Source organism: Polycyclovorans algicola TG408 (assembly GCF_000711245.1).
GTDB classification, from domain to species: Bacteria; Pseudomonadota; Gammaproteobacteria; order Nevskiales; family Nevskiaceae; genus Polycyclovorans; species Polycyclovorans algicola.
In genome coordinates this window covers 2,445,307-2,470,371 of sequence record NZ_JOMH01000001.1, presented here as the reverse complement: position 1 = coordinate 2,470,371, position 25,065 = coordinate 2,445,307, and the positions used below count along the sequence as shown (strand labels likewise).

General features: G+C 60.6%; 16 protein-coding genes and 1 tRNA gene. 4 read left to right on the top strand and 13 right to left on the bottom strand.

Annotated elements, in window-relative coordinates; translation table 11 throughout:
* Window positions 1-3: 3 nt before the first annotated feature.
* The 13 genes from U741_RS18465 to U741_RS0111740 all read right to left on the bottom strand — a co-directional run bounded on the left by U741_RS18465 (window position 4) and on the right by U741_RS0111740 (window position 20,017).
* Window positions 4-504 (bottom strand): hypothetical protein, encoded by a 501-nt coding sequence (locus U741_RS18465; RefSeq protein WP_152551588.1) that lies wholly within the window; start codon window positions 502-504, stop codon window positions 4-6.
* Window positions 501-965, bottom strand: a complete 465-nt coding sequence (locus U741_RS18460) for a hypothetical protein (RefSeq protein ID WP_029890670.1) — start codon at window positions 963-965, stop codon at window positions 501-503. Before U741_RS18460 ends, U741_RS18465 begins: the two co-directional genes overlap by 4 nt.
* 27 nt (window positions 966-992) lie before the next feature.
* Window positions 993-1,103: transfer RNA gene (locus U741_RS0111805), tRNA-Ile, on the bottom strand.
* 275 nt (window positions 1,104-1,378) lie between these two features.
* Entirely contained in the window at window positions 1,379-2,230 is an 852-nt protein-coding gene (locus tag U741_RS0111800) for a nucleotidyl transferase AbiEii/AbiGii toxin family protein (RefSeq protein WP_029890669.1), read from the bottom strand.
* On the bottom strand, window positions 2,227-2,841 hold the full coding sequence (locus tag U741_RS0111795; protein WP_029890668.1) for a type IV toxin-antitoxin system AbiEi family antitoxin domain-containing protein: 615 nt from the start codon (window positions 2,839-2,841) through the stop codon (window positions 2,227-2,229). The genes U741_RS0111800 and U741_RS0111795 overlap by 4 nt, the downstream gene beginning before the upstream one ends.
* Before the next feature lie 875 nt (window positions 2,842-3,716).
* Window positions 3,717-8,138: a site-specific integrase gene (locus U741_RS19250; protein WP_152551587.1), complete on the bottom strand. Its 4,422-nt coding sequence runs from the start codon at window positions 8,136-8,138 to the stop codon at window positions 3,717-3,719.
* Window positions 8,139-9,554: 1,416 nt separating this feature from the next.
* Window positions 9,555-12,674: an efflux RND transporter permease subunit gene (locus U741_RS0111770; RefSeq protein WP_029890666.1), complete on the bottom strand. Its 3,120-nt coding sequence runs from the start codon at window positions 12,672-12,674 to the stop codon at window positions 9,555-9,557.
* A gap of 102 nt (window positions 12,675-12,776) precedes the next feature.
* Window positions 12,777-13,910 carry an efflux RND transporter periplasmic adaptor subunit gene (locus U741_RS0111765; RefSeq protein WP_029890665.1) on the bottom strand — a complete coding sequence of 378 codons (1,134 nt, stop codon included), beginning with the start codon at window positions 13,908-13,910 and terminating at the stop codon, window positions 12,777-12,779.
* A gap of 28 nt (window positions 13,911-13,938) precedes the next feature.
* Window positions 13,939-15,282, bottom strand: a complete 1,344-nt coding sequence (locus U741_RS0111760) for a TolC family protein (RefSeq protein ID WP_029890664.1) — start codon at window positions 15,280-15,282, stop codon at window positions 13,939-13,941.
* On the bottom strand, window positions 15,260-15,991 hold the full coding sequence (locus U741_RS0111755; RefSeq protein ID WP_029890663.1) for a TetR/AcrR family transcriptional regulator: 732 nt from the start codon (window positions 15,989-15,991) through the stop codon (window positions 15,260-15,262). The genes U741_RS0111760 and U741_RS0111755 overlap by 23 nt, the downstream gene beginning before the upstream one ends.
* A 464-nt stretch (window positions 15,992-16,455) precedes the next feature.
* The gene (locus tag U741_RS0111750) at window positions 16,456-17,832 is read right to left on the bottom strand and encodes a cytochrome P450 (protein WP_029890662.1); all 1,377 of its coding nucleotides are present in this window, start codon (window positions 17,830-17,832) and stop codon (window positions 16,456-16,458) included.
* 335 nt (window positions 17,833-18,167) lie between these two features.
* Entirely contained in the window at window positions 18,168-19,160 is a 993-nt protein-coding gene (locus tag U741_RS0111745) for an enoyl-CoA hydratase/isomerase family protein (protein ID WP_029890661.1), read from the bottom strand.
* A gap of 2 nt (window positions 19,161-19,162) precedes the next feature.
* A complete protein-coding gene (locus U741_RS0111740) occupies window positions 19,163-20,017 on the bottom strand; it encodes an SDR family oxidoreductase (protein WP_029890660.1) in 855 nt (284 codons plus the stop codon).
* A 320-nt stretch (window positions 20,018-20,337) separates the two neighbouring features.
* Here U741_RS0111740 and U741_RS0111735 point away from each other — a divergent pair, with 320 nt between their 5' ends.
* The 4 genes from U741_RS0111735 to U741_RS0111720 are packed head-to-tail and all read left to right on the top strand — an operon-like array spanning window position 20,338 to window position 25,065.
* Complete coding sequence (locus tag U741_RS0111735; protein ID WP_029890659.1) at window positions 20,338-21,120, top strand: enoyl-CoA hydratase-related protein; 783 nt, start codon at window positions 20,338-20,340, stop codon at window positions 21,118-21,120.
* Window positions 21,121-21,122: 2 nt separating this feature from the next.
* Window positions 21,123-22,934 carry an acyclic terpene utilization AtuA family protein gene (locus U741_RS0111730; protein ID WP_029890658.1) on the top strand — a complete coding sequence of 604 codons (1,812 nt, stop codon included), beginning with the start codon at window positions 21,123-21,125 and terminating at the stop codon, window positions 22,932-22,934.
* Window positions 22,931-23,569, top strand: coding sequence for a TetR/AcrR family transcriptional regulator (locus U741_RS0111725; protein WP_052378742.1), 639 nt, complete (start codon window positions 22,931-22,933; stop codon window positions 23,567-23,569). Before U741_RS0111730 ends, U741_RS0111725 begins: the two co-directional genes overlap by 4 nt.
* Window positions 23,566-25,065: an acetyl-CoA carboxylase biotin carboxylase subunit gene (locus U741_RS0111720; RefSeq protein WP_029890656.1), complete on the top strand. Its 1,500-nt coding sequence runs from the start codon at window positions 23,566-23,568 to the stop codon at window positions 25,063-25,065. The genes U741_RS0111725 and U741_RS0111720 overlap by 4 nt, the downstream gene beginning before the upstream one ends.

Genomic DNA, 25,065 nt, shown 5'->3' with positions numbered 1-25,065 from the left:
GGCTTATCGCTCCCCATAAGGCAAGGCGCGATGGGCGCGAATTAACGGCTCGCAGGTTTCGCAGGCGGTGATGACCCATCCTCCGACCGTGATCCCACGACCTGATCCATGCACCCCGCCGCAAAGGCAGCAGGTCTCCAAGCTGGTCTCCTCTAACGAAGCGATCAGCTCAAGAAGCTTTGGCGGCTGTGTGGGGCCATCTTCGCGCTTGACCGAGAAGGAATGAAATCCAGCTCGGGTGTGCAAGTCGAGGCGCAACGGACCGCCTGCGTGATACAGGCGCAGGCCGCCATACTTTTCCTTGATCTGCACCCAGCGGCTATCGGGATTCAGGCGAGACAAACCGGCACAGGCTTCTTCGACGAGGTGGTGCCAGCCGTCAGGCCAGCTGTAGGACCAGGAATTAGGTTCAGTGAACTGATACGGGTAGGCAGCCTTGAGGGCGGCGACGTTGTCGCGCTCGCCGGCATACATGTTGCCGGGGTGTGGGGTTGGCGAGCTCATGAGCGTTTCCCCTTCTTACGTGGCTTGGTGCCTTGCTTGGCCTTCGCTCGCTTGCGCGGCGGCGGCGCCTCGGACTCCGGCGGGATGGCGTCCAAGGCACGGATCAAGGCCTGAAGCGAAAGTAATCTGCCCACACTCTCAAAGAGCTGGAGGTACATCGCCCGCACCCCCGCCTCCCAGTCGGACCAGAGTCGATGGATGGCCTGTGCATCGGACGCATCACTCTGGATCGGAAACGGCTCGGCGAACATCGGAAGAGCCAGTGTGAGGTCGACCAGCTTGCAGTCCGGATCATCGTCGGCCAACAACAGCGCCCAAAACTTTCCGTCATCAATGGTGCCGATGACGGTCAGGGTGTGACCGGGGCACGCAGCGTCTCGATGCTCGATCAAGAAGGGGATGGCACGACCGCGCTTCAGGGCGTCGAGCTGTTCAGGGGGAAAGCGATTGATGGTAGACACAGGGATACTCCGGAGAACCAATTTCAGTGGTGCCCGGGGCCGGATTCGAACCGGCAACCTGTCGCTAATCTGGCGAAGCCATTCCGATGGAAGGGGTCGGCTTATAAGGCCGCTGCTCTACCTTTGAGCTACCCGGGCGGGGTCACAGCGTGAGGACACGCATATGCCGCCGGGTATGAGGAAGGTCGCATGGATGCTGCCGCGCGCAGCCCGCTGACCAGCCATCAAGAGAACCTGATGGCGCGACGGCGAGGTGTAGTGGGTGCGGTGATCCATGGACATTAGGTTATCAGCGGGTTGAATCAGAAGTCGAGTGGGGTGGAGAATTTTGTGCTGGGCGAAGAAATACGTTGAAGATGCATGCAAAGTGTAGCTGGAAGGCCGCGGGGAAAATTTCATTGCGCCGAAACAATCTATGGCCCGATGATCCCGGCGCGCGTAAATGCGTTCCGAAGCATCTGAACGATTTCGACCAGCTCCAGCGCTTCAAGCCGATTCTTTCTGAGGAACGCGCGCCATTGCATTTGCTTTGAAGCATCGAGGGCGAAGCTATTGCTCAGGCCGACTGGCAGGACCACGGGCATCGTCATTCTCCGGCGCGCGAATGTCGCGTCGATGGCCCGCTTCATCTCACCGAGATCAAGCGTACCCTCGCGCAGTAGAATCCACAGATCGAAATAGTCCTTCATCCGGCTGTTCGCCAGGCCGAGCAGACAGATCGCATGAAACTTCTCGGCGACCACCGTATATTTCGGGTACGCGCGGAGTTGTGGTGGCGGCAGATCGCTCAGCAGCACCGGATACAGAATTGCTTCAGGTGCCGGTGTCACCGCGTCGCCGAAGCCGATGTCTACTTGCAGGGTCAGACGCGCACCATCTAGCGTTGCAGGCAGCTCGATGCGCACACCGCCGTAACCAGCCTCCTTTCGGGTTTCGTTGCCGAAGACCTGCTGCGGGTCGAACTCGATGCCATCTTCGAAAGCGATTCGGCAGATGTCCTGAAACACGGCAACCACTGAACCGATGTCGTCAGGGCCATAGCCGAGCAGATCGACATCGCGCGTAGGGCGGTGCGGGGTGTCGTACCAGAGAGTGAACAGCAGCGCGCCCTTAAGCAGAAAGTTGGGCGCGTGCGGCGAAACCGACAGGCGATAGAGCAGGCGCTCCAGGCCGTAGTGGGTCAGCACCAGGTTGAAATCCTGTTTGCGCGCATCGGCAACGTTCTTCAGCCGGGCACGGATTGAGGCGGCAAGGTTGCGACTCATGCGGTGAGCGATTCGAGATAGGGGCGCATGACATTGGCCACCCGGTTGATCGTCGCGTAGCGCGCCAGCTCGTCCATCGTGAAACGCTTCAGCCGCCAGCCTTCGTGCAGGGCTTCGAGTGCCACGTCGATGCCGATCTTGTTGCGATATTTGAAGCAGTCCGCAACCGTTTTGGCCACACAGAAAACGGGCACGGTGATGCCGTCCACCATCACCCGATCAACTCCCGCGGAAAGTGTTGATTCGGACATACGGATGACGCGCAGCGCAGGTTGATCAAGGCGCGGCGCCACGACATTGTTCGGCACCGCCAGCCAGACCTCAAACGGAGCCTGAGTGCCGATCTCATGAACGCGCAGCGCTGACAGCAGGCAAATCACACCCCGCGGAACCCGCAGGGCAACTTCCGCCAGCGAGCGATGCTCGCTTACCTGTTTGTTCGGCAGACTGTAAAGGCCACGCGCCACGCGCTGAATTTTTCCGGCAGCAACGAGCCGAGTGAGCACAACGGTGGGAAGGCCCCGGGCCTTTAGATCGCGGGCGCGCAGCAGACCTGCGCGTCGCGCTAGCTCCAGTGCTGATTTTTCGATGGTGGCATCAGGCTGCTTCATTGGGGGCTAGTCTGTTGCTTAATCAATAGTTATGTCAACAACTACATTGATTAAGAAACATGCAACTGATGCAAAGCCTCTTGCGAGCCTTTGTGGCACCCCTGCTGAGCGGTTGGCTCGTACTACAAAAGTGCAAGCTCCGCCACAACTGCTCCTATTAATTGGCGCAGACTGGTCTTGAAGGCCACATAAACACCCGCTCACCCTACGTAAGAAGCCAACAGGCGCGGACCCCATGGGTTACGGCATCGTGCTGGGACACCCCAAGCAGTCGCCCGCCACCATGAGCCAAATACCAAACAAAACTACACCTCGCGTCACTCTGGTGGTATCCCACAGGCATATGATCGTAGAGAGCTCTATCAATCCAGCAAAGTTGCGGGTACTGGAAAGAGTTTATCAGTCCCTCAGAGCTGTTTGCGAAGGGTCAAAAACATCTGTATCCGCAGGCCCCTTAACATCTAACGGTTATACGTTTGAAATACATGGTAGCGACATAAATCAAGATGATGCGAACAACTTTACGTGCCAACTACAAACGACACTTAACTGGTGCAACGCCACGACGAGATCTAAAAAAATACCGCAGCAGTCACAATCTGTAATAGACTTTTTTAAAGACTTGATAAGGGAACAGCTAGAATTAATTGTCGACGATAAAATATTTGACCTTCCTCCAACATATAAGCTCGTGGGCACTCCGAGCAGGACAGTCAATTATATAAATTTAGAAGACGAGCCCATAACGGCGATAGATCAGTCAAAAGGGACTGTCGAGCTAAAATCGGGTCATAAGCTCTATGTGCAGGACATCGCCAACTGTAAGGTGGGTCAAAAAATATCAATGACGGCCAAGAAGGTGCACACGCAGCAGATCAGCTATCTGTCAGAAGTCCCCGCCTGTGAATTAGACGCGGAGAAGCACTCACACCAGCATCACCAGCTAGATTTAGTCTACTCGATGTCAGAGACGAAACCGCACATAGAGCAAGAACCCACGACACTTGATGGAACAGACCACGTTGCAAACCAGATGGATGAGAAAGGGCTAGTGATAAATACCCTTGCGCGTCGATCTTCACAGCAACTTTTTCCAAAATCAATACCAAGTCAGCGAATACCTGTGCAGAAGCGCACAGAAATCGATCGTGATGGGCAGTACTAGGACGGTAGACAGAGGTGAATAGGGATCTAATGAGGTGACGATCCTTGCTGAACCGCGCAAGCATCACCTGATGCAATGGAGCATCAAATACTCGAGCAATCGGAGTTTTTATATCACTCCTACGACGACTAGGTCCCTGAAAAAAACGAAAGTAAGTTGGCGCACCTGCTAACTCATCAATGCCAAACACGAGCTGCTCAGTAACGCCCCGCTCAAGCCCATATGCTGGAGCCCAATGGGTTAGGCCCTCCTTTGATCGAGAGCGACGGATCAAATCATCAAAGGGAGCCAAGCCTACCGAGGATGGGAGTCCAATATCTCCCGATCCTGTGGATAAGGTAATGGGTGTCAGATTAATAGGCAAAACTCGGAGTAGACGACTAGCGAGTGACCTGAGCAATTGGCAACTTATCCAGATGGGGTCATTACGGCCGGCGCGCTGAGCGATACGGACTCGTTGCTTATCGGTAGCTACTGCGGAAACCTGCGGCAACATATTGATGATACATCTACGGCCGATGATAGATGTCAATGGTACTGCAGCAAGTTCTCGATGCGCAGTGAGATCGTGTACATAAAAGCAACTGGTCGTCGTTATGCGTGCATGACCCAGTTGGGCCGAGAGTTGACGGTATCTGCGTGCAGACTTATAAGCACAGTCGTTAACATCGCGATCAAGTTCAGTTTGCAGGAGCATCCTAGCGCGCTCCGTTGACCACTGGTGACGTAACAGATGAGGGTGCATCTTGATACCAGCACCCAACTCAAATACTTTTTGTATCAGTATGCGGAATCCATGAGGCCCGACCCCAGATCGATGGTCATCAAATGCACCGAGAGCAAGTGGGTAGCCCTTGTCAGATAGCCGAAGTTTCTCAGCTAGAATATATGCACGAACAATCTCTAACTCCATTGGCAACAGCAAATCGGATAAGGCCAGAATGCGCGTTCCGGCATTGGATTTGAGGCGCCGATAAAGACTTGGCCGGATGCGCAGGTAGGAACTTGAACCGGATAAATCAAAATCACTCAGTTGTAACCAAGATATTTCACCGATTCGCGCTCCCGTACGGCGTAATAAGATCAAAACAACTTGCGCCGCGAGGAGCTGACGTCTGGCGAGACAATGGTCGATCTCGATTAGGTCAGCAGCCATTAGGCGACTGGAGAGCCAATTCTGCGCTTGGTCATAGTCGCGGGCGCTCAACAGTGGGGATGCCGAGTACTCTACTTCAAAACCATTGCCAGAAACGGAAATGCAAACGGGCGGCAAATCAAAACAACGAGAGAGATAACGATGAAAGTCTTCAAGTGTCGAAATTGCTCGTGTCAAGGAAATATGGTCCGCCTTTGACTGGATAACCATGTCATATCCATCAAGCAGTTCATCCGCATCTAGCTCAGCAAGAGCAACCCCTGAGAAGACTGCAAGCAACTCTTGAGCAATAGTCCCTACATACGTCGCGATGGTGCTGACTGCTGGCTTCGACTTGAGTCTAGTGCCACTAACGGCCATCGATAGAGAGAATCCGATGAGCGCTGCCTCGATGGTTTGTGGCGGGCCTGCCTCAAATCCAAGAGTTTTTTGGAGACCCCTCAGGTTGTTGGCGAGATCCTCCAGCCTGATCGCTCTGCTTCGAGCACCTGGGGAGAGCTTTGACATGGCCGCCCTGAGGCGCCTGGAAACCCATCTTTGACGAGCCGAAATCTCCAGTCGCGGCTTTTTTCGAGGGTCGGCTTCACTGATAGTTTTTGAAAAATCTAGCTCCTCACCCTTTATGTCGCTCGCACTTTCAAGACGCGAAGGTAGATTTTGACGATTGGTCGCCAAATCCTGAAGATTCGCTGACGTCGAGCCCCCGCTGATTGCATGCCTCAAAAAACCGGGTAATTCCAATACGGAGGCAACGTCCACAAGAGCTCGAAGGGTCCTGGGCAGGTCGTCACATTCAGGACACAGATCTGCAGGCAATGCGCCCCTCAATCCATCATGGGCCGATATTTCTTCCCTCTGCGCTGGGATCAGATTGAGGATTAATGCCGTTGCTGATGAAACGACTTCTACCCGTCCACCGTCAAGGTCGAAGTAAAGATTGCTGTCCTTTTTGCTCAGACGCTGCGCAGCTACATCCCCCTTAGCGATGGATAGAATATGATCAACACTGATCAGACTGTTGTCCAGTATTAAAGCCAAGATTCGGAGTGCTAAAGGATGATCACGCCTCATATCTGGGTCAGTGATTGCTCCAGCCCACCAAGCGCGAATCTTTAAGATCAACTCATAGGCAGCGGCAGAATTTCTTGTGAGTGTGGTTTTTTTAGCCACCCTGGGGAACGACGGACGAGCCAATGGAGAGTAACGGTAACCTCGGTCAATTGCTTGTCGAACCAATGATGACAATAAACGATAAATCCGAAGGCACTGCATCGAGTCGTGGCTATGGTCCTGCTTGATACGCACCAACAATTTTTGCACCGCCTGATCAGCCACCCTGACGGACAAGATTATGTCTCCCGGTTTCTGACTAGGTGCCTCGAGAAGCAATCCTTTAAGTTCTGCAAACTCCTGCTGGATAACCGAGGACAACCACTCCATTGCTGCACGTTTAGAGTCTACCCTCGACTCTCCAACCACCCTGAGGGTGCACCGATTAGCGCGTCTTACCAATGATTCATGCTCAGCCTGTTCGCGCTCCCACAACATCTTTATAAAGTGATTTAAAGTTTGTTGTTTATTCTCCTCAGCCAGCCCTCGATGAACTTGAATCCCCCACAACGCTTCAACTTGTTGGAGCGTCGGCCTAACTTCATCCAAGAGTCGGGTCGGAGCCACCAAACCCGTATCACTCGCAGGGAAGCCAGAAAGGTCAAGGTGTCCTAAGTGGAAATGTACCGCAATCGGTGATGCGCCTGCACCCCGAAGAGCCATACACAGGTTGGGACGATGCCAGCTACGAGGTCCGAATAGTCCCCAACTTTCGGGGAGCGAGTTATCCCAGTCTGACAGAGATCCATTTCTCGGAGCACCGTCCGACTGCAAGTAAAAAAAAAGTGGTGCTCTACCCTCCAGCAGGAGCCCAACCCGCTTCTTCAGTAACTCAGAGGCCCATGGCAATGCAGCAAGAGCAATGCAGTGGGCACGGTAAAGCTTGATCGCCTCTGCCAACTTCGGGGTGAGCGCTACTGCTCGGTTAAGATGCGCAGCATCGACGGGTTTGTCGCTGACGACGCCAAGATTACCCATCAAATCAAACTGTAAAAGGGTCAATTCATACAGATGGAGGTTTCTTCGATGACTGCTGATCAGCGCAATATGGAGCGCCAGATAGTCAGTAAGCTTGTTGTGCAATACGATGGCGTGAGCACGATTTTCCCGGGCTAAGGTTAAAGAGCATGTGAGCCTTTGATTCAGGTTCGATATGCCATCGCTGATCCGATGAGAATCAACCAAGGTAGCCGGACCCAATCTTCCGTGGTCAGTGCGCGCGCCTTGCGAGGACGCGTCTGAGAGCGGTAAGAAGGCCCCAATTGCATTTAGATATGACCTGCGAAGCTCTTCAGGATGGGGTGAGTAGTAGTAGAGCGGCGCTGAGGTCCGGCCGAACATGTCACCACAGATCACCATGGCTGCGCACAGGTCATGACTCGACTCTTGCACCCGGCAGCTGAGCCAGCGGCGCAGGCGCGCCAGGGTCGTGCCCGCCTTTTCGGTCAACTCCTTTATTCCCTCATCGATGTCTACACCGACCGCAAGATCTAGAACACGCGCTGTCCCCGTCGGGCATATCCTCACCAACAGCTCCCGTAGTTGGGTGGGCATCGGCAAGGAAAACTGAACTGCTGTTTGTGAGTAAACCGCCTGTTGATCAACGCTGGGCTTGAAGACGCCTTCTGGCTCGATGACCGACATGAAGATCTGCTCAGCCGTAGGATCAAGGGTGAGTCTTTTCTCCGCACCGTTGGGAGGTGGTCTTCCCACGCGGGCATCAAGAACGCGCGGCCGGGAGCGCCCTGTTACAAGCGTTGCCAAGACGATGAGCGCACCCAACAATCTATTTAGAGGCGCCTCATCCAAGCTCAGGAGGTTTTGCACCTGCTGCACCACCCGCTCCACTTCCTTATGAGTGGCCACCTCGTGATGCTCTGGATCGAGGTCAAAATTACGAGTTCGTAGAGACTGCTCGAAGTAAACGGCATCGAGCGCTGCAGACGGAGGGCTTGCTCCCCGCCCCACCGGTTGGGTTGGTTCCGGAACGTCAACTGGCAGCTCAATGTCAGGCTCATCGTCACCAGGCGACCTTGGGGTCGAGGATCGAATCGGGCGGCGGCGATGCCGGAATTCTTTGGCGTCAACAGCCTTGGTCGGGAGGAAGTGCCCCCCAACCAATGGGGTTAGCCATGAGGCAAAGGCCTTACCCCAACATCGGGCTAACTGCTTTGAACCATGGAGGGCAACAAACGAGCCGAGTGCATCGATGAACGGGCCGGCGGCAAGGTGCTTCTCGAGGCCATCGCCCCGCTGGGGCGGAGTGCAGTGGACCTTCTTGGGACCACCCAGACCAGAAATTAGGTCTCCGAACAACCGTAACTGGGCCGCAGTCGGGCAGCCATCGACTGATTGAAACCGAGCGCAACTGGCCAGGAGGTACACCGCCCTCATTGGCTCAAGCTGTGACCACGAGCGCTGAATAATCAGGACAGCGAGTGGCTGGTGCGTGGCAAAGTTCTCGAGCGGTTGATGCTCAGGGTCCGCCCCCACAACATCCCTGAGAGAGCTCAGTATGCTTTCGGCCCCAGCCGGGGGGATCGAAGACTTAGAGAACAAGTGTCCGACCAGCGGCAGAAACCATGGGGCCGTGTTGCTGATCGTGAGCAGGCGTGTTGCGACCCAACGCAAGTGCTCGGGATGACCAGCGCCAGCAACAACCAATAGCTTGGTAACTACAGTGGCATGTTGCCGTTCGCCATCGGACAAGCTGCCCTCAATCGACCGTTGAAGAACGTCAAAATCGTCTGGCGCTACTGGGTTGGTGGAACGTGGCATCGGATCCAACCAGCTGCCTAGGGGAACCTAGATGGTATCAGTGCGGCCCTAAACGACAACTGTAGATTAGGACATCATTGATCAGTAGAGCGAAGGTCAAGGACTGTCGCCTGCCAACTAAGCTTTACGGCTGAACTAGATGTCCTCAATCGGCTCAAACAGTGGATTTACCTGTAAGAGCTACGTTTCATACCAGACTGAAGCGACCTTGCAAACGACGTGGCGGCTACGTTTTACCCCGCAACAGGTCCTTCACTACCGAACGCTATCACTGTTCAGACTCACTTTCACACGGCGAGCCTTGTACTGACCACCAATTTGAAAAACACCGCCCCCGGCGCCACAAGGTTCCGGGGGCTTTGTTGTTCAGCTTCTCTCGAAGCGATGGCCTCGGCGTCGTGACAAGGCGAGTTCAGGCGCGCATCGGGCTTCGCCGAACTTCATCGCGACAAGAGTGACAGCGGCCCGCAGTCAGTGATTGCGGGCCGCAGAACATCCCTAGGGCTAGTGAGCTGCAGCAGGCTCAGCAACCAGCTCGCGCGTGCCCCCCTCGTCCGCCGCCACCAACAGGTACATCACCGGCACCACGTAGAGGGTCAGCAGTGTGCCGATGGTCATGCCCGCCGCGATCACTAGGCCAATGGAGAAGCGTGCCGCAGCGCCGGGCCCCGACGCCAGCAGCAGCGGAACCATTGCCACCACCAGTGCGGCGGTGGTCATGAGGATTGGCCTCATCCGTATGCTCGCCGCCTCTTCGATGGCCGCCCGTTTACTGATGCCCTGCAGTTGCAGCTTGTTGGCAAATTCGACCACCAGAATGCCGTGCTTGGAGATCACCCCGATCAGCGTCACCAACCCGACTTGTGTGTAAATATTGAGCGTTGCGCCGGGGAAGCTGCTGAGCTGCATGCCGTTGGTGATGCTGAGAATGTTGATCACCAGCAATGCGCCACAAACAGCCATCGGCACGGTGATCAGCATGATCAATGGGTCACGGAACGACTCGAATTGCGCCGCCAACACCAGATAAATAATGACGATGGCGAATGCGAACGTCGCCACCAGCGCAGCGCCTTCCGTCTTGAACTGGCGGGAGGCACCGGAGTAGTCGATCTGGAAGCTGGCGGGCGCCACTTCGGCGGTGATGTCCTCAAGAAGTTTCAACGCCTCGCCCTGCGTCACGTCGGGTCGCGGGACGGCGATGATGGTGTTGGAGTTGAGCTGCTGGAAGTGCTCGATGGCCCTCGGCACGATCCGCTCGGTGACCTTTACCAAGGTCGAGATCGGCACCAGATCACCGTTGCGGGCGCGGGTGTAATAACCCTCCAACTGCTTGGGGTTCAGGCGCGCCTGCCGGTCCACCTGCGGAATGACACGGTACGAGCGACTCTCGTAAGAGAAACGCGCGGCCTCACCGCCGGCCAGCAGTGCCGATAGATCGGCACTGAGCTGCGACATGTCGACCCCGAGGAGCGCCGCCTTGTCGCGGTCGATTTCGACCACACCCTCGGGCCGGTCAACTTTCAGACGCGACGCCAAGTAGAAAAATCGGCTCGATTCATTGGCGCGCTGAATGATCTCGTCGCTGATTTGGGCAATGGTCTCGACACTCTCGGTCGACTTGAGAATGAACTCCACCGGATACCCCTGCCCTGGCGTCGGCAGCGCTGCAGGCTCAACGCCGACCCAGCGCATGCCGGTCACCTCTTCGAGATTGGGCGTCAGTCGCTCAAGGACCTCGGCGGTTGACACCTCGCGGGTCGTCCATGGCTTCATCATCATGCCGATGAAGCCCTGACTGGTGCCGCCCGCATCGCCAATGCTGAAGCCGAAAGAATTGTCGACATCAGGGTCGTCAAGGATGCGTTGCTGGGCGTCGGCGAAGTATTTGTTGAAATACTCTTGCGAGGCGTAGCCGTCAGTCTCGACAATGGAAAACGCAAAGCCGAAATCCTCGTTCGGCGCCAGCTCTGATGGTGTCGCGCGGAACAGGAAATAGCACGACCCGATGACGATCACCGCAAACACGGTGATGACCATCGGCGTATTCATGGCACTGTGCAGACGCCGCTTGTAGGCGCTACGCCACGACTCGAAGCGCTGGTCCAGCCAATCAGCCAGGCGGTTGGGCTCCCCCTCGGGTCCGTGTGACGGCTTGAGGATTTTGGCGCACATCATGGGGGTCAACGTCAGCGCAATCACCCCTGAGATGACCACTGCACCGGCCAGGGTGAACGCGAACTCGCTGAACAGCGTGCCGGTGATGCCGCCCAGAAATCCGATGGGGGCGAACACCGCGACCAGGGTGATGGTCATGGCGATGACGGGTCCGAGCAACTCACGCGCGCCCTGGATGGCGGCATCAAACGGTTTCATGCCCTCTTCGATATGACGATGAATGTTTTCCAGCACGATGATCGCGTCGTCGACCACCATGCCGATGGCGAGCACCATCGCCAGCAACGTCAGCAAATTGAGCGTGTAGCCCATCAGCAGCATGAAGAACAGCACACCCACCAGCGACAGGGGCACGGTGACGGCCGGAATCAGCGCACTGCGCACCGACCCCAGAAACAGGAAGATCACCACCAATACGATGACCATGGCCTCGGCCAGCGTGATCTGAACTTCGGAGATGGCATCGCGGATATACTCGGTACTGTCGTAAGAAATCGCGCCGTCCAGCCCGTCCGGCATCTGCTCGACAACACCTGGCCACAGCGCCCGGACCTCGGCAATGGTGTCCAGCACATTGGCTTCCGGGCGAGGATTGATCGCGATAAAGATTGCGGGAACGCCGCCCCAGGTGGTGATGCCGTCATAGTTCTCGGCGCCCAACTCCACGTCAGCCACATCGGAAAGCCGCACCACCGAGCCCTCATCCGACTGGACGATCAGTTCCTTGAACTGCTCTGCGGTGCGAAGGTCGGTCTGTGCTGACAGGCCGATGCGAACGAAATTGCCCTTCATCTCGCCCACCGCCGACAGCACGTTCTGCGAGCGGATGCGCTCGTACACGTCTGCCGCCGTGAGGTTGTGCGCGGACAGCCGCTCCGGCTTCAGCCAGACACGCATGGCGTAAGTACGTGCACCGAGAATGTCCGCCTTTTCGACCCCGGCAATGGTCGACAGTTGTGGCTCGACGATGCGTGTCAGGTAGTCGGTGATCTGACTGGGGCTCAGCACTTCGGAGTAAAACGACAAATACATTGCGGCCGTGCCCTGTGACTCGGCGACCTCGACCACGGGGTCTTCGGCGCCAGGCGGCAATTGGCTGCGCAGCTTGTTGACCTTGGCCGAGATTTCGGTGAGCGCCTCGTTGGGGTCCTTGTCCAGCCGCAAATAAGCGTTGATCACCGAGGTGCTCAGGCCGGTGCTCGATCCCAGGTAGTCGATCCCGTCGGCCGTGGCAATTTCGCGTTCCAGCGGGGTGGTGATGAAGCCTTCCATCAGGGCCGCGTCGGCCCCAGGGTAGGCCACGGTGACGGTCACCTGGGCGGTCTGCAGCTCGGGGTACTCACGCACCTTCAGGTCAAGGCCGGCCCGGATCCCCAACAGCAGAATCGCCAGGCTGATGACCGTGGCCAGCACAGGCCGCTTGATGAATATGTCGGTGAAATGCATAAGGACCTATCTGTCGCTAAGCAACGTGACGAGCCACCGTCGCAACCGCGACGATGGTGAAAGCCGAAGCAGTGCCAAGGCCGTTTAAATGGGCGCGGTCCACTAGCCTTGTTCCGGGTTAGGGTCAAGCTCGGCATCGGGCGACTGGTCGTAGTCGATTTTGACCGGCTGGCCGTTACGCAGCTTAAGCAGGCCCGACGTCGCGACTTCATCGCCCTCCTTCAACCCATCGACAATCGCCACGAAATCACCGCGCGCGTCGCCCACGGTGACAAAGCGCTGAACGGCCTTCTTCTCGGCCTCGCCTTCCTGCGGATCTTCGACTGGCTCGATCACATAGACCGAGGTGCCATAAGAGCTGTAGTTGATGGCCGTTCGAGGAACGGCCAGCACGTCACGGGAACCCTCCAGGCTCAGGATGACCTGCCCGAACATTCCCGGACGCAGCCGCTCATCACCGTTAGGAAACCTTGCGCGCACCAAAAAGTTGCGGGTCGCGGTTTCCACGCGCGGCTCGATGGCCAACACCTTGCCGCTGAACGTTTCTTCAGGCCAGGCGTCGACTTTGATCGCCACCTCGAAGCCGGCCTCAACATCGCCAAAGTGCTGTTCTGGAAGCGAGAAATCGAGGTCGATCGGGTCCAGTGACTGCAGGTTGACGATGGCCGTCCCCGGCGACAGGTACTGCCCGACAGCCACCCGACGCACCCCCAAACGGCCGTCAAACGGCGCGCGGATGTCCTTCTGTGCCAGCCGGGCGGCCTGCGCCACCGCCGCCGCCTTGGCCGCGTCAAACTCGGCCGTCACCGTGTCCAGTTCCGACTTCGAGATCGCTTCCTGCTGGAACAATCGCTGGCGACGCTTCAGGTTGGTCTCGGCCAGATCAGCCTGGGCGCGCAACTGCTGGAGTTCGGCGCGCTCGGCGTCAGCCTCCAGATCAATCAGCCGGTCACCGCGCTTGACCGCGTCGCCCGACTCGAAGTGGATCGCGGTGACGATACCGCCGACCTCCGCCGTCACGTCGGCGCCATTGACCGCCACCAGCGTGCCGATGGGCGTCAACTGATTGGGCCAGGTCATGGCCTCCGCCGCTGCCGCCGAGACCGTTGCCGTAGGCGTCGGCATGTTGTCGACATACTCGTTCATCATTTTGGTGCCGAACCACTTCATGCCGAACACGGCACCGAACACGATGCCGGTGAGGATGAGCATGATCAGCATGCGTTTGGTGGTCATGAGTGTTCTCTAAAGAAAGATGAAATCGTCATTGCGCAGGCTGCTCGAACAGGGTGTCGATGGCGATGAACTGCTCGACCGTTAGGGTGCCTGCCGTGGACTGCAGAACGAGGATGTTGGAGAGCAGGTCGTAGCGCGCACCGTTGAGGTCGCGCTGTACCTGCGCGGTTCGACTTTTCGCGTCAAGCACATCAGTAATGGTGCGGGTGCCTGCGTCGTAACCGGCCTCGACCGCGGCCTGTGCGGCGCGAGCCGACACCAGCGACCGACCAAAGGCTTCCGTATTGGCACGTGCCACCTCCACGTCGCGGAACTGCCGCGCGATTTCACGCTGCAGGTCCAAACGCGCCGCCCGTAGCGCGTACTTGGCCTCGTCGTGGCGTGCGGTGGCCTCACGAAAACGGCTGCTGGTGACACCACCGCCGTAGATTGGCACCGTCACTTCGATCCCGAGGCGCGCCTCGTTCTGGCGCTGGCCGATGGAATATTCGGTCGAATCGTTGTGCACCAGCGTCGCGACGAGATCAGCCATCGGCTGCGATTCAGCCTTGCGGCTGCGGGCATCGGCCGCGGTGATTTCGGCCTGTCGCTCAGCAATGACCAGCGCGCTGCTGTTTTCTTCGGCAATTTCCAGCCAACCGTCAACCGACGCCGCTCGCAGCGCAGGCATCGACGCGGCCTGCTTCAAGCTGGGCAGCGGCCGGTCAAATGGCCCCGTCAGTTCTGCAAGTGCGTCGATGGTGTCATCGACTGCGGCCTGTGCGGCAATGCGCTGCGCGCGACTCAGGTCATCACGCGCTTCAGCCTCACGCAGGTCAAGGCCGGGCACCAGTTCAGCCTCATAACGCTTGCGCGTGTCTTCGAGCGACTCGCGCACAGCGAGCCCTTCGGCCTCGACCAGTGCGAGTTGGTCCTGCGCGTTTAGGGCCTCGAGGTAGCGTCCCGCCACGCGCGCCACAAAATCGATCTGTTGCTGCCGAAACAGCGCGTCAGCCAGTGCCTCGCTGGCATTGGCCCGATCACCTCGTACGCCCCAGTCCATGCGCAGCAGGGGCTGGCGGGCTTCAAGTGATGCAGTCCACGACGGGTAGCTTTCCCGTGCCTGACCAAAGGCGAACTCGGAATCGCTGGTGGTGAGCTGTGCCCCGCCGAACGCGTCCAGCGTGGGTCGTAAAGTGCCGCGATCCTGCTCACCGAGCTCCCGATCGGCGCGCTGCGCCGCAAAGGCAGCGAGATAGGTCGGGTCACGTTCTGCCGCCCGCTGCAAGGCCTCGTAAATCGACATCGCGGCACTGGCCGGCCCAGTCAGGCTGGCCAGCAAAAGCGCCAACCCAAAGGTGCGGCCGCGCTCAGGCGTGATCGCAAAGATCATGGAATACCTCGTTCTGGATACGGTGAATCAGTGCGTCAAGGGCCACTTCGTCATGCGGGTCCACCACCGGCTTCCAGCCAAAGCCGTTGAGCATCACGTTGGTGTGCCGGCACAGCAATCGATAAGGGTCTTGGGATTGATAGGCTTCGCACACACCCTCGGCATGCACAAGATCGTGCACGCCACAGGTCAGTGCCCAAAAGCCGACGGCCAGCGACTCTTCAGTGAGGCCGCCCAGCAACAGGTCGCCACCCGCCACCGCGTCGGCAATGATGCCGTTGACGATGTCACTGATCGGCTCGGCGGTTTGCGCCATAAATTCGGCGCGCCGCGCCGGCGACGCGGCGCCCCAAACCACTTCACAGAAAGTGTATTGGGCGATACGGAAGTATTCGGGATTGCGCTGCACGAAAATGCTGTCGGCCACGGCGATGGCAAACAGCCGCTCGCGACTCGGCGCCTGCCAATCGGCCACCCGCGCAAAAAGGCTCACGTGCTCGGTGGCCGTGGCCGTGGTGAGGGCAACCAGCAAATCCTCTTTGCTGCCGAAATGCTGATACAGCGTACCGACCGAGTATTCGCAAAGCTCGGCCAGTCGCGCCATCTGAAAGCCCAACAGGCCCTCGTCGCGAATGAGGTCACGGGCGGCGTCGAGAAACACCTTTTCGCGGTCGAGAAACTCCCGCTGTCGACGCTCCTTGATCCCCATGAAGACCGCTCACCCTGACTGAACGACGCGATTCTGAACATCATTCATAAAATAATCAAGCGTTAATAAAAATGAAACAATTCAGATCAAGGGTGACTGTCTTTATGACCAGTTATCGGGTTCAAACTCACACACCGAACGCCCCAAAGCCGACTCGGGCTTCGGGGCCTGATCTTTGATGACACTGGGTACGCGGGGGTTTACGACATCCCCTGCATCGGTCTGGCGTGCGTCGCTGGTGCAGCGCTTACAACAAAGCGCGATCGCGCCGCCAGAACGAATAAATTGTTGGAAGCGCTGCACTCGTGTCCTGAGTCAGAGATTCCTTGAAGAAATCACCGAGAATTTTTTCGTGACTGGCAAGGCGCGATCAAGCGTCATTGTCGAACGATGACCATGAGGGGCAACGCGGGCCGGCGCGAAAAAGGCCGGCGAGTTCGCATGCGACTTGCTGACTCAGGACACTAGTGCCGATACCCTTTCACCCGCACCTTGAAGCTGGTCGCGGGCCCGGGCGTCGGCGCGGTCTTGGTCTTCAGCTCGTAGCCCGGCGGGTCCAGTTCCAGGTCCATCTTGTAGAACAGGCGCGCCATCGACAGCGCAATCTGGATTTCCGCGAGGCTCTTGCCGAGGCAGGTGTGCGGGCCACGACCGTAGGGTGAATAGGCGCCGGGCTTCATGTGCTCGGCGCGCTCCTTGGTGTAGCGGTCGATGTCGAACGTGAACGGGTCGGGGTAGCACTCTTCCATGAAGTGCGGCACCGAGGTGCCGACATAGAGCATCTGCCCTTCCCGAATTTGGTGCCCGGCAAACACGAAGTCCTTGTTGGCGGTGCGCATCTGTGCCACGGCAATGGGATAGAGGCGCATGGTTTCCATGATCGCGCCCTGCAGGGCCGGAATGCGTTGCAGCAGGTGGTCTTCGCTGATCTCGCCATCGGCAAACAGCGCGTCCACCTCTTCCAGCACACGCCGCTTGACCTCGGGGTGCTTGAGCACGGTGTAGGTGATGGCAGCGGTGGTGTTGGCCACGGTATCGAGGCCCGCCACGTAAGGACCGGTGATGGTCACCACCAAGTCGCTGGCGGGCATCACGTCGGGCTGGTTGACGTGGGCTTCCATGATGTTGTCGATGAGATTTTTCTGGTCGGCCGGCTTTTCACCGTCGCGGCGATAGCGCGCCAGCCAGTCGTTGATCATGTTGTTGCCCAGCTCGACGACACGCGCCTTGGCCTTCTTATACTCGGGCCGCTGCAACAGGATTTTCGGCCGCTGGCGGGTGACCAGCACGTTGAGGATGTACAGAATCGCCGTGCGGATGTCGGCCACGTATTCCAGCGGCGCGGCGCCAGTGAGGATGGTGCCGAGCTGATCGACCACCATGTACTGCATGGCGGGCAGCACGTTGACCGAGGTGCCGACCGGCCAGTCGCGCTCGAAGCAGCCGTCGGTAATGCTGACCAACTCGTTGTAGCGGCCCTTGATCGATTCCTTGGAATAGCCGTGGCGCATCACGTCGCGCAGTTGTTTGTGCGACTCGCCGTCTTCACCGGTCAGTACGCGCTTCGCGCCGTACTCGTTGACCAGGCCTTCCCAGAACTCCTTGGAGCGCAGGCAGTCCTTGCCTTCGCGGGTGCCCATGAACGTGGCCGCTTCGATGCCGCTGATCAGCACGTACTCCTTGCCAAGAATCTTGACCCGGCTGACCGGGCCGTATTCGCGGTAGCAATCGACGAAGAAGCGCGTCGGATCCTTGGCCATCTGCAGCGTATTACCCAGCAGCGGCAGGCCGCGTACCAGCGGCGGCTCTTTGGCAACGGGGGCATCAATGACAGCGCTCATCGTGCATCCTGAAATCTCGGGTGTGCTTCGAGCATACGCAGCGGGTTTTGCCGGCGACTCATGCAATCGGGCGAGTTTTGGCGTTGCTGGAGCGGCGCGCCGAAACGCACTCGGATGACAGGGGGCCGTGTGTTCAAGCGCGCAAACCAGACGCTCTGGCCGCCTTCTCCCCTCGCCCGCTTGCGGGAGAGGGTGGCCCGCAGGGCCGGGAGAGGGCGCGTCGCAGACGCGGGGAACTTAGCCGACGCTTCCTGGCCCCCTTCGGGTGCCGCCCTCTCCCCCTGCCCCTCTCCCGCAAGCGGGAGAGGGGTGCCAGCGCGCGATCATTCGCCAGCCTAAATTCGCTGGGGAATGAGGGCATCCACCAACCCCCACTCCAAGGCCGTCGCGGCGTTGATGCGCTGGCCGCTGAGCACCCACCACGCGGTGTGCTGGCGGCCGATGCGGCGGCTGATGCTGACGCAGCCACCCGCACCGGGAATCAGGCCCATGGCCCGTTCCGGCAACTGAAACCACGCGTCTCGGCGCGCCTCGACACGCCCGGCAAATGCCGGAAACTCGATGCCCGAGCCGATGCAGGCACCGTGCACCATCACCGTGACCCGGTCGGCCATCTGCGCCAGCCGTCGCCCCGGCAACGCGACGCTGCGCACCAGGTGCGCGGTGGCCGGGTCTGGCGCGGTGCCAAACTCGCTGAGTTCACCGCCGGTGGAAAAGCACCGCCCGCGACCGGCGATGCGCACTGCCGGGCGCGCCGGGTCCGCCAGCAGCCGCTCCAGCTCGGTGAGCAGCGCGTCGCGCATCTCCACCGACATGGCATTGCGGTGTGATGGCCGGTTCAGCCACAGCGTGCAGCCGGCATCGTCCGCTTCGAGCACCACCGCCGGCCCGGAATCCACGGCCGGCGGCGGCGCCGACGCAGGTCGACTCGCCAACCAGCGCCGATGCTCGGGCCCTGCCTGCAAGGTCGAATACGCCAGCGATTCCGCAAACAACGCGGCGGGCAGATCCAGCGTTTCGATCTGCCGCAACACTTGCACCAGCACCAGTGCCGCCAATGGCGTTGCCGCAATGCCCTGCGCCAGCCGCGTGGCCTCGGCAACGGTGCCGACCCGCACATCGACCGCTTCAGACAGAGCGGCCTGCGCCGTGCCAACGCCAATCACCGGACAGCCAAGCTGGCGCAGCCATGGCAGCACGGCCGGGTGCATCGTATCGGTCATTCCGACGTCGAGGTCCACCAGCAGCGCCGGATGGCCGTCGAGCACCGACAGCCGCTCGCCCGCCATCGCCATGGCCTGCAGGGCGTCACCGGACATCAGCATCATGGTCAGCCGCCGCGCCCGGTCATCTGCGCGCTGACCGCCCACAGGCGCCGGGCCGCGTCGTCGTCCTGCGCCCAGCGTTTCGGTTTGACCACCTTGCGGTCCACGCCGTATTGCCCGGTAACGCCTTCCACCTCGGGCGACAACGCAAAGTGGATGGACGCCGTCGCGCCCTTACCCGGACTGCGGAAAAAGGGTTTGAGCATCGCCATCACCAGTCGTGCGTAGCCGCCGTTCTGTGACGCCAGCCCGGTACCGACGGCGCCCGGGTGCACGCAGTTGGCGGTCACGCCGGTGCCTTGCAACTGGCGCGCCAGTTCGCGCGTCCAGAGGATGTTGCAAAGCTTGGATTGGCTGTACACCGCCAGCGTGCGGTAGCGGCGGGTCCGGTATTCAAGGTCGTCAAAATCGACGCCCTTGACGAACGCGTGGGCATTGGAGGCGACGCTGACAATGCGCGCCGGGGCGCTGGCGACGAGCCGTTCGCGCAGGCGCTCGGTGAGCAGAAAATAGGCCAGATGGTTGACCGCAAAGGTTTCCTCGATGCCGTCCTCGGTCTCGCGCCAGGTGTCGTTGACGATGCCGGCATTGTTGATCAGCAGGTGCAGCGGCAGGCCGGTGGCGAGAAAGGCATCGGCCACGGCGTGCACGTCGGCCTGGCGCGACAGATCGCCGAGCAGCACGTAGACCCGCTCGTGCCCGGCGTGGGCCACCAGTTCACGATGCAGCGCCTCGCCCTTGGCGGGGTTGCGGCACACCAGGTACACCGTCATGCCGCTGGCCGCCACGGCGCGCGCAGTTTCGCGGCCAATGCCGCTGGTGGCACCGGTGATCAGGGCAACACGGGCTGCGGATGACATGAGATCGCTCCAATGAATAGAGCAGGCACTTCAGCACAGAAACCCAACCGAGAAGTCGACCGAATGGTGGAGCCGGACCACGGAAGCCAAAACGCGAACAGCTTTCAACGCAAAGGCGCAAAGAAACCAAGGGTCAGTTCTTCGCCCCGCAAAAACCCATATTTCATCTTTGCGTCCTTGCTTTTTCCCTTTGCGCCTTTGCGTTGAAAGCCTTTGATTTCTCGACCCTCGACCCCGCCCTGCTATCCCTCGCGCATTCGGGTGAGGCAGACTCACCAACTCGGCGTCACGCTCACGCCATCCCTCACATCGAGCCCGACATGTCTGACGACGTCCTGATCGAACACCGCGACGCGGTGCTGTGGATCACCCTCAACCGCCCGGAACGGCGCAATGCGATCAATGAGTCGGTGATCCACGCCATCGGCGATGGCATCGGCCAGGCCGTGGCGGACCGTGACTGCCGCGCCATCGTGCTCACCGGCACCGGCGACAAGGCCTTCTGCGCCGGCGGCGATCTGGCGAAAGGTGCCACCGGCAACCCCTTCGGTCTCGACCACTCGCGGCCGCAGCACTACATGGTCGAGCTGTTCAAGCGCATCCAGGACTGCACGCTGCCGATCATTGCGCGGGTCAACGGCCACGCGCTTGCGGGAGGCTTTGGCCTGCTCTGCGCCTGCGACATGGCCATCGCCGCAGACGACATCCGCCTCGGCGCGCCCGAGTCGAAGATCGGCATGACGCCGATGACCATCCTGCCGTACATGATGCGGGTGATTCCGCCGCGCCGGCTGCAGGAGATCTGCATCACCGGCGAGCCGTTCACGGCGCAGGAAGGGCTGGACTGGGGCATCCTCAATTACGTGGTGCCGCGCGCCCAGCTGGACGAAAAGCTAGCCTGGCTGCTGGGCCGCATTCTCAACACCTCGCCGACCGCCGTGCGCATCGGCAAACAAACCTTCAACGCCATGCGCGACATGAGCCTGCGCGATGCACTCGAGTATTCGCAGGTGATGTTTGCGCCCATGGCCTCGACCGAGGACGCGCTCGAAGGCCGTGCCTCGTTCGTCGAGAAGCGCGCACCCCACTACACCGGACGCTGAACATGAAAGAACCCATCCGCATCGGCTGCGCGGCCGCGTTCTGGGGCGACTCCGCCGAGGGCGCCCGCGAGCTGGTGGCGCGTGGCCAGCTCGACTACCTGGTGTTCGACTACCTGGCCGAAATCACCATGTCGCTGTTGGCCCGGGCGCGCGCCAAAGACCCGAACGCCGGCTTTGCCACGGACTTTCCCGCCGTGATCGCCGCACTGGCGCCACAGATCAAGGCGCAGGGCATCAAGGTGGTCAGCAACGCCGGGGGCGTGAATCCCGAAGCCTGCAAGGCAGTGCTCGACGGGCTGTTGCAGGCAAAAGGCATCGACCTGACGGTGGCCATCATTCGCGGCGACGACCTGCTGCCGCGCGCCGCCGAGTTTGCCGACGTGCGCGAGATGTTCAGCGGCGCGCCCCTGCCCGACAAGTTGTGGAGCATGAACGCCTACCTGGGCGCCTTCCCCATCGCCCAGGCACTCGCGGGCGGCGCCGACATCGTGCTGACCGGGCGTTGCGTCGACAGCGCGGTCGCGCTGGGGCCGTTGATCCACGAATTCGGCTGGCAGGCCGACGACTTCGACCGGCTGTCGGCGGGCAGCCTGATCGGCCATCTCATCGAATGCGGCACCCAGGTCACCGGCGGCGTCAGCACCGACTGGCAGGCCGTGGCGGCTGACTGGGACCGCATGGGCTTTCCCGTTGCCGAATGCCACGCCGACGGGCGCTGCGTCATCACCAAACCCGAGGGCAGCGGTGGCCGCGTCTGCGTCGACACCGTGACCGAGCAGTTGGTCTACGAGGTGGGCGACCCCGGCGCCTACCTGTTGCCCGACGTCACCTGCGACTGGCGCAACGTGCAGGTGAGCGAGATCGGGCCCGACCGCGTCGAGGTGCGCGGCGCACGCGGCATGCCTCCGGGTGACGATTACAAGGTCTCGGCCACCTGGCAGGACGGCTTTCGCGCCACCGGCATTATGATGATTGGCGGCCGCGACGCCGTGGCACGTGCCGAAGCCGTGGCGAACGCCATCCTCACCCGCACCCGGCGGCTGTTCGCCGAACGCGGTCTCGCCGACTACCGCCGCACCGACATCGAAGTGCTGGGCAGCGAAACCAACTGGGGCGCACAGGCGCGGCGCGGCGACACGCGTGAGGTGATTCTCAAACTGGCCGTGCACCACGACGATCGCAAGGCACTGGAGCTGTTCGGTCGCGAGTGCATTCCTGCCGCAACGAGCATGGCGCAAGGCATCACCGGATTCGCCGGCGGGCGTCCCGCACCGACGCCGCTGGTGCGGCTGTTTTCGTGCTTGCTGCCGAAAAGTGCGGTGAACATCGAGGTAGATGGCAAAGCCTTTATCTCCCCTCTCCCGCTTGCGGGAGAGGGGCAGGGGGAGAGGGCGGCGCCCGAAGGGGGCCGGGGTGTACAGACGAACTCCCCCGCGCCTGCGGCGCGCCCTCTCCCGGCCTTCGGCCACCCTCTCCCGCAAGCGGGAGAGGGGAATACCACTGTGCCCCTCATCGAGCTCGCCTACGGCCGTTCTGGCGACAAAGGCGACAGCGCCAACATCGGCGTGCTTGCCCGCAAACCAGAGCACCTACCACTGCTGCGTGAGCAGCTCACCGCCGAGGCCGTGCAACAGTACCTCGCGCATTTCGTGAAAGGCACGGTACGTCGCTACGAGTGGCCCGGCCTGCACGGCTTCAACTTTCTGCTCACCGAGGCGCTCGGCGGCGGCGGCATGGCCAGTCTGCGGCACGATCCGCAGGGCAAGATGCTGGCGCAAATCCTCATGGACTTTCCCATCGTGATCCCCGCGTGACCGCTGCCGGTAGCGCCAACCGGGCGCCGGCGCCGCGCATGGACCGCGAGGCGCGCATCGCGGGCATTCTCGGTGCGGCGCGAGCGCTGTTCCAGGATCGCGGCTTTGACGCCGTGTCGATGGTGGAAATCGCCGGCCGCGTCGGCGTCGTGGAAGGCCTGATCTACAAGTACTTCCCCACCAAGCGCGATCTGCTGCTGGCGGTGCTGAGCCGCTGGTACGACGACCTGTTTGGCGACCATGCCCGCGAGCTGGCGCACATCGACGGGCATCGGGCGCGGTTGCAGGCGTTGATCCGCCGTCATCTCATCGCCGTGCACACCGCACCCCGCCTGTGCCGCCTGATGTTCCGCGAAGTGCAGTCCGAGCGCGACTACCACGGCACTCAACTACAGGCGCTCAACCGTCGCTACACACAATTGTTGGTCGATGTCATCGAACAGGGTCAGGCCGACGGCAGCTTTCGCCGAGACCTGCCTGCCGGGCTGCTGCGCTCGATGATTTACGGCGGTATCGAACACCACAGCTTCAACTACGTCTGGGGTCGCGGCGCGCTGGACGTTGACCGCCTCACGTCACAGATCACCGCCCTGATCTGCGAAGGCCTGGACGCCACAACGAGAACCACCGCATGAACCTGCCTGATCCAACAAATTGGCCCTTTTCCACCGTCCTGATCGCCAACCGCGGCGAGATTGCCGTGCGCGTGCTGCGCACCGTGCAGGCCCTGGGCCTCAAGGGCGTGGTGGTGTACCACGCGGCCGATCGCGGCACGCTGGCCGTGCAGATGGCCGACACCGCCATCGAGATCACCGGCAGCACGCCGGTGGCGGCCTACCTTGACGCCGCGCAGATTCTGGCTGCGGCCAAGGCCAGTGGCGCGGGCGCCATCCATCCCGGCTACGGCTTTCTGTCGGAGAACAAGACCTTTTGCGCCGCCGTGGAAGCGGTAGGCCTGCGCTTCATCGGCCCGACGCCGGAGCAGATCGACCTGATGGGCGACAAGGTGCGTGCTCGCAACGCGGTGGAAAAAGGCGGCTTCCCGGTGGCGCCATCAGCCATCGAAGACGACGACCCGGCGACCTTTGTCGAGCGCGCCCGCGCGGTGGGCGCACCGCTGTTGATCAAGCCCAGCGCAGGGGGCGGCGGCAAGGGCATGCGCATCGTGCGCGACCTGTCGCTGCTGGACACCGAGATCGAGCGCGCCCGCTCCGAGGGCCAGCGCTACTTTGGCGATGGTCGTCTGTACGCCGAGCGTTACATCGAAAACCCCCGCCACATCGAAGTCCAGGTGCTGGGCGACGGTCAGGGCAACGTGGTGCACGTGTTCGAGCGCGAATGCTCGGTGCAGCGGCGCTTCCAGAAAATCGTTGAAGAGACCCCCTCGCCTGCCCTGGACGACGCGAAGCGCCGCGTTATCTGCGAAACAGCCGCCGGCATTGCCCGCGCCATCGGCTATCGCAACGCCGGCACGGTGGAGTTCATTTTTGGGCAGCAAGGCGAGTTCTTTTTTCTCGAAATGAACACCCGGTTGCAGGTGGAGCATCCGGTCACCGAAGAAATCACCGGCATCGATCTGGTGGCCGAGCAACTGCGCATCGCCGCCGGAGAAGCACTGGGCTACGGCCAGGAGGAGGTCAGGTCGGAAGGGCATGCCATCGAGTTCCGCATCTACGCCGAGGACGCCGCCCGCGGCTACACCCCCACCACCGGCCCGGTGTTGGTGCTGCAGCCGCCCACCGGCGAAGGCGTGCGCTGGGACAGCGGCATCATCCAGGGCGGCGAAGTCACCGCCGCCTTCGACCCGATGATCGCCAAGCTCATCATCAAGGGCGCGACCCGTGACGAAGCAATTGCTCGCGCCGATGTCGCACTGCGCGACACGGTGCTCCTGGGCTGCAAAACCAACACCGCCCTCCTGCGACGGCTGATAGCGCACCCGGCGTTTGCGGCGGGCGACGTGCACACCGGCTTTCTGGACGCCAACCCCGACATCGCCGCCGAGCCGGACCTGCCCGCCGACACCCTGCACGCCCTCTTGGCCGCCGCCAGCCTGAGCACGCGGCCGCTGCGGGATGCGGCCGACAGCATTCCAGACCTGCATGCCGCCATCGGCGCTTGGAGCAATTGA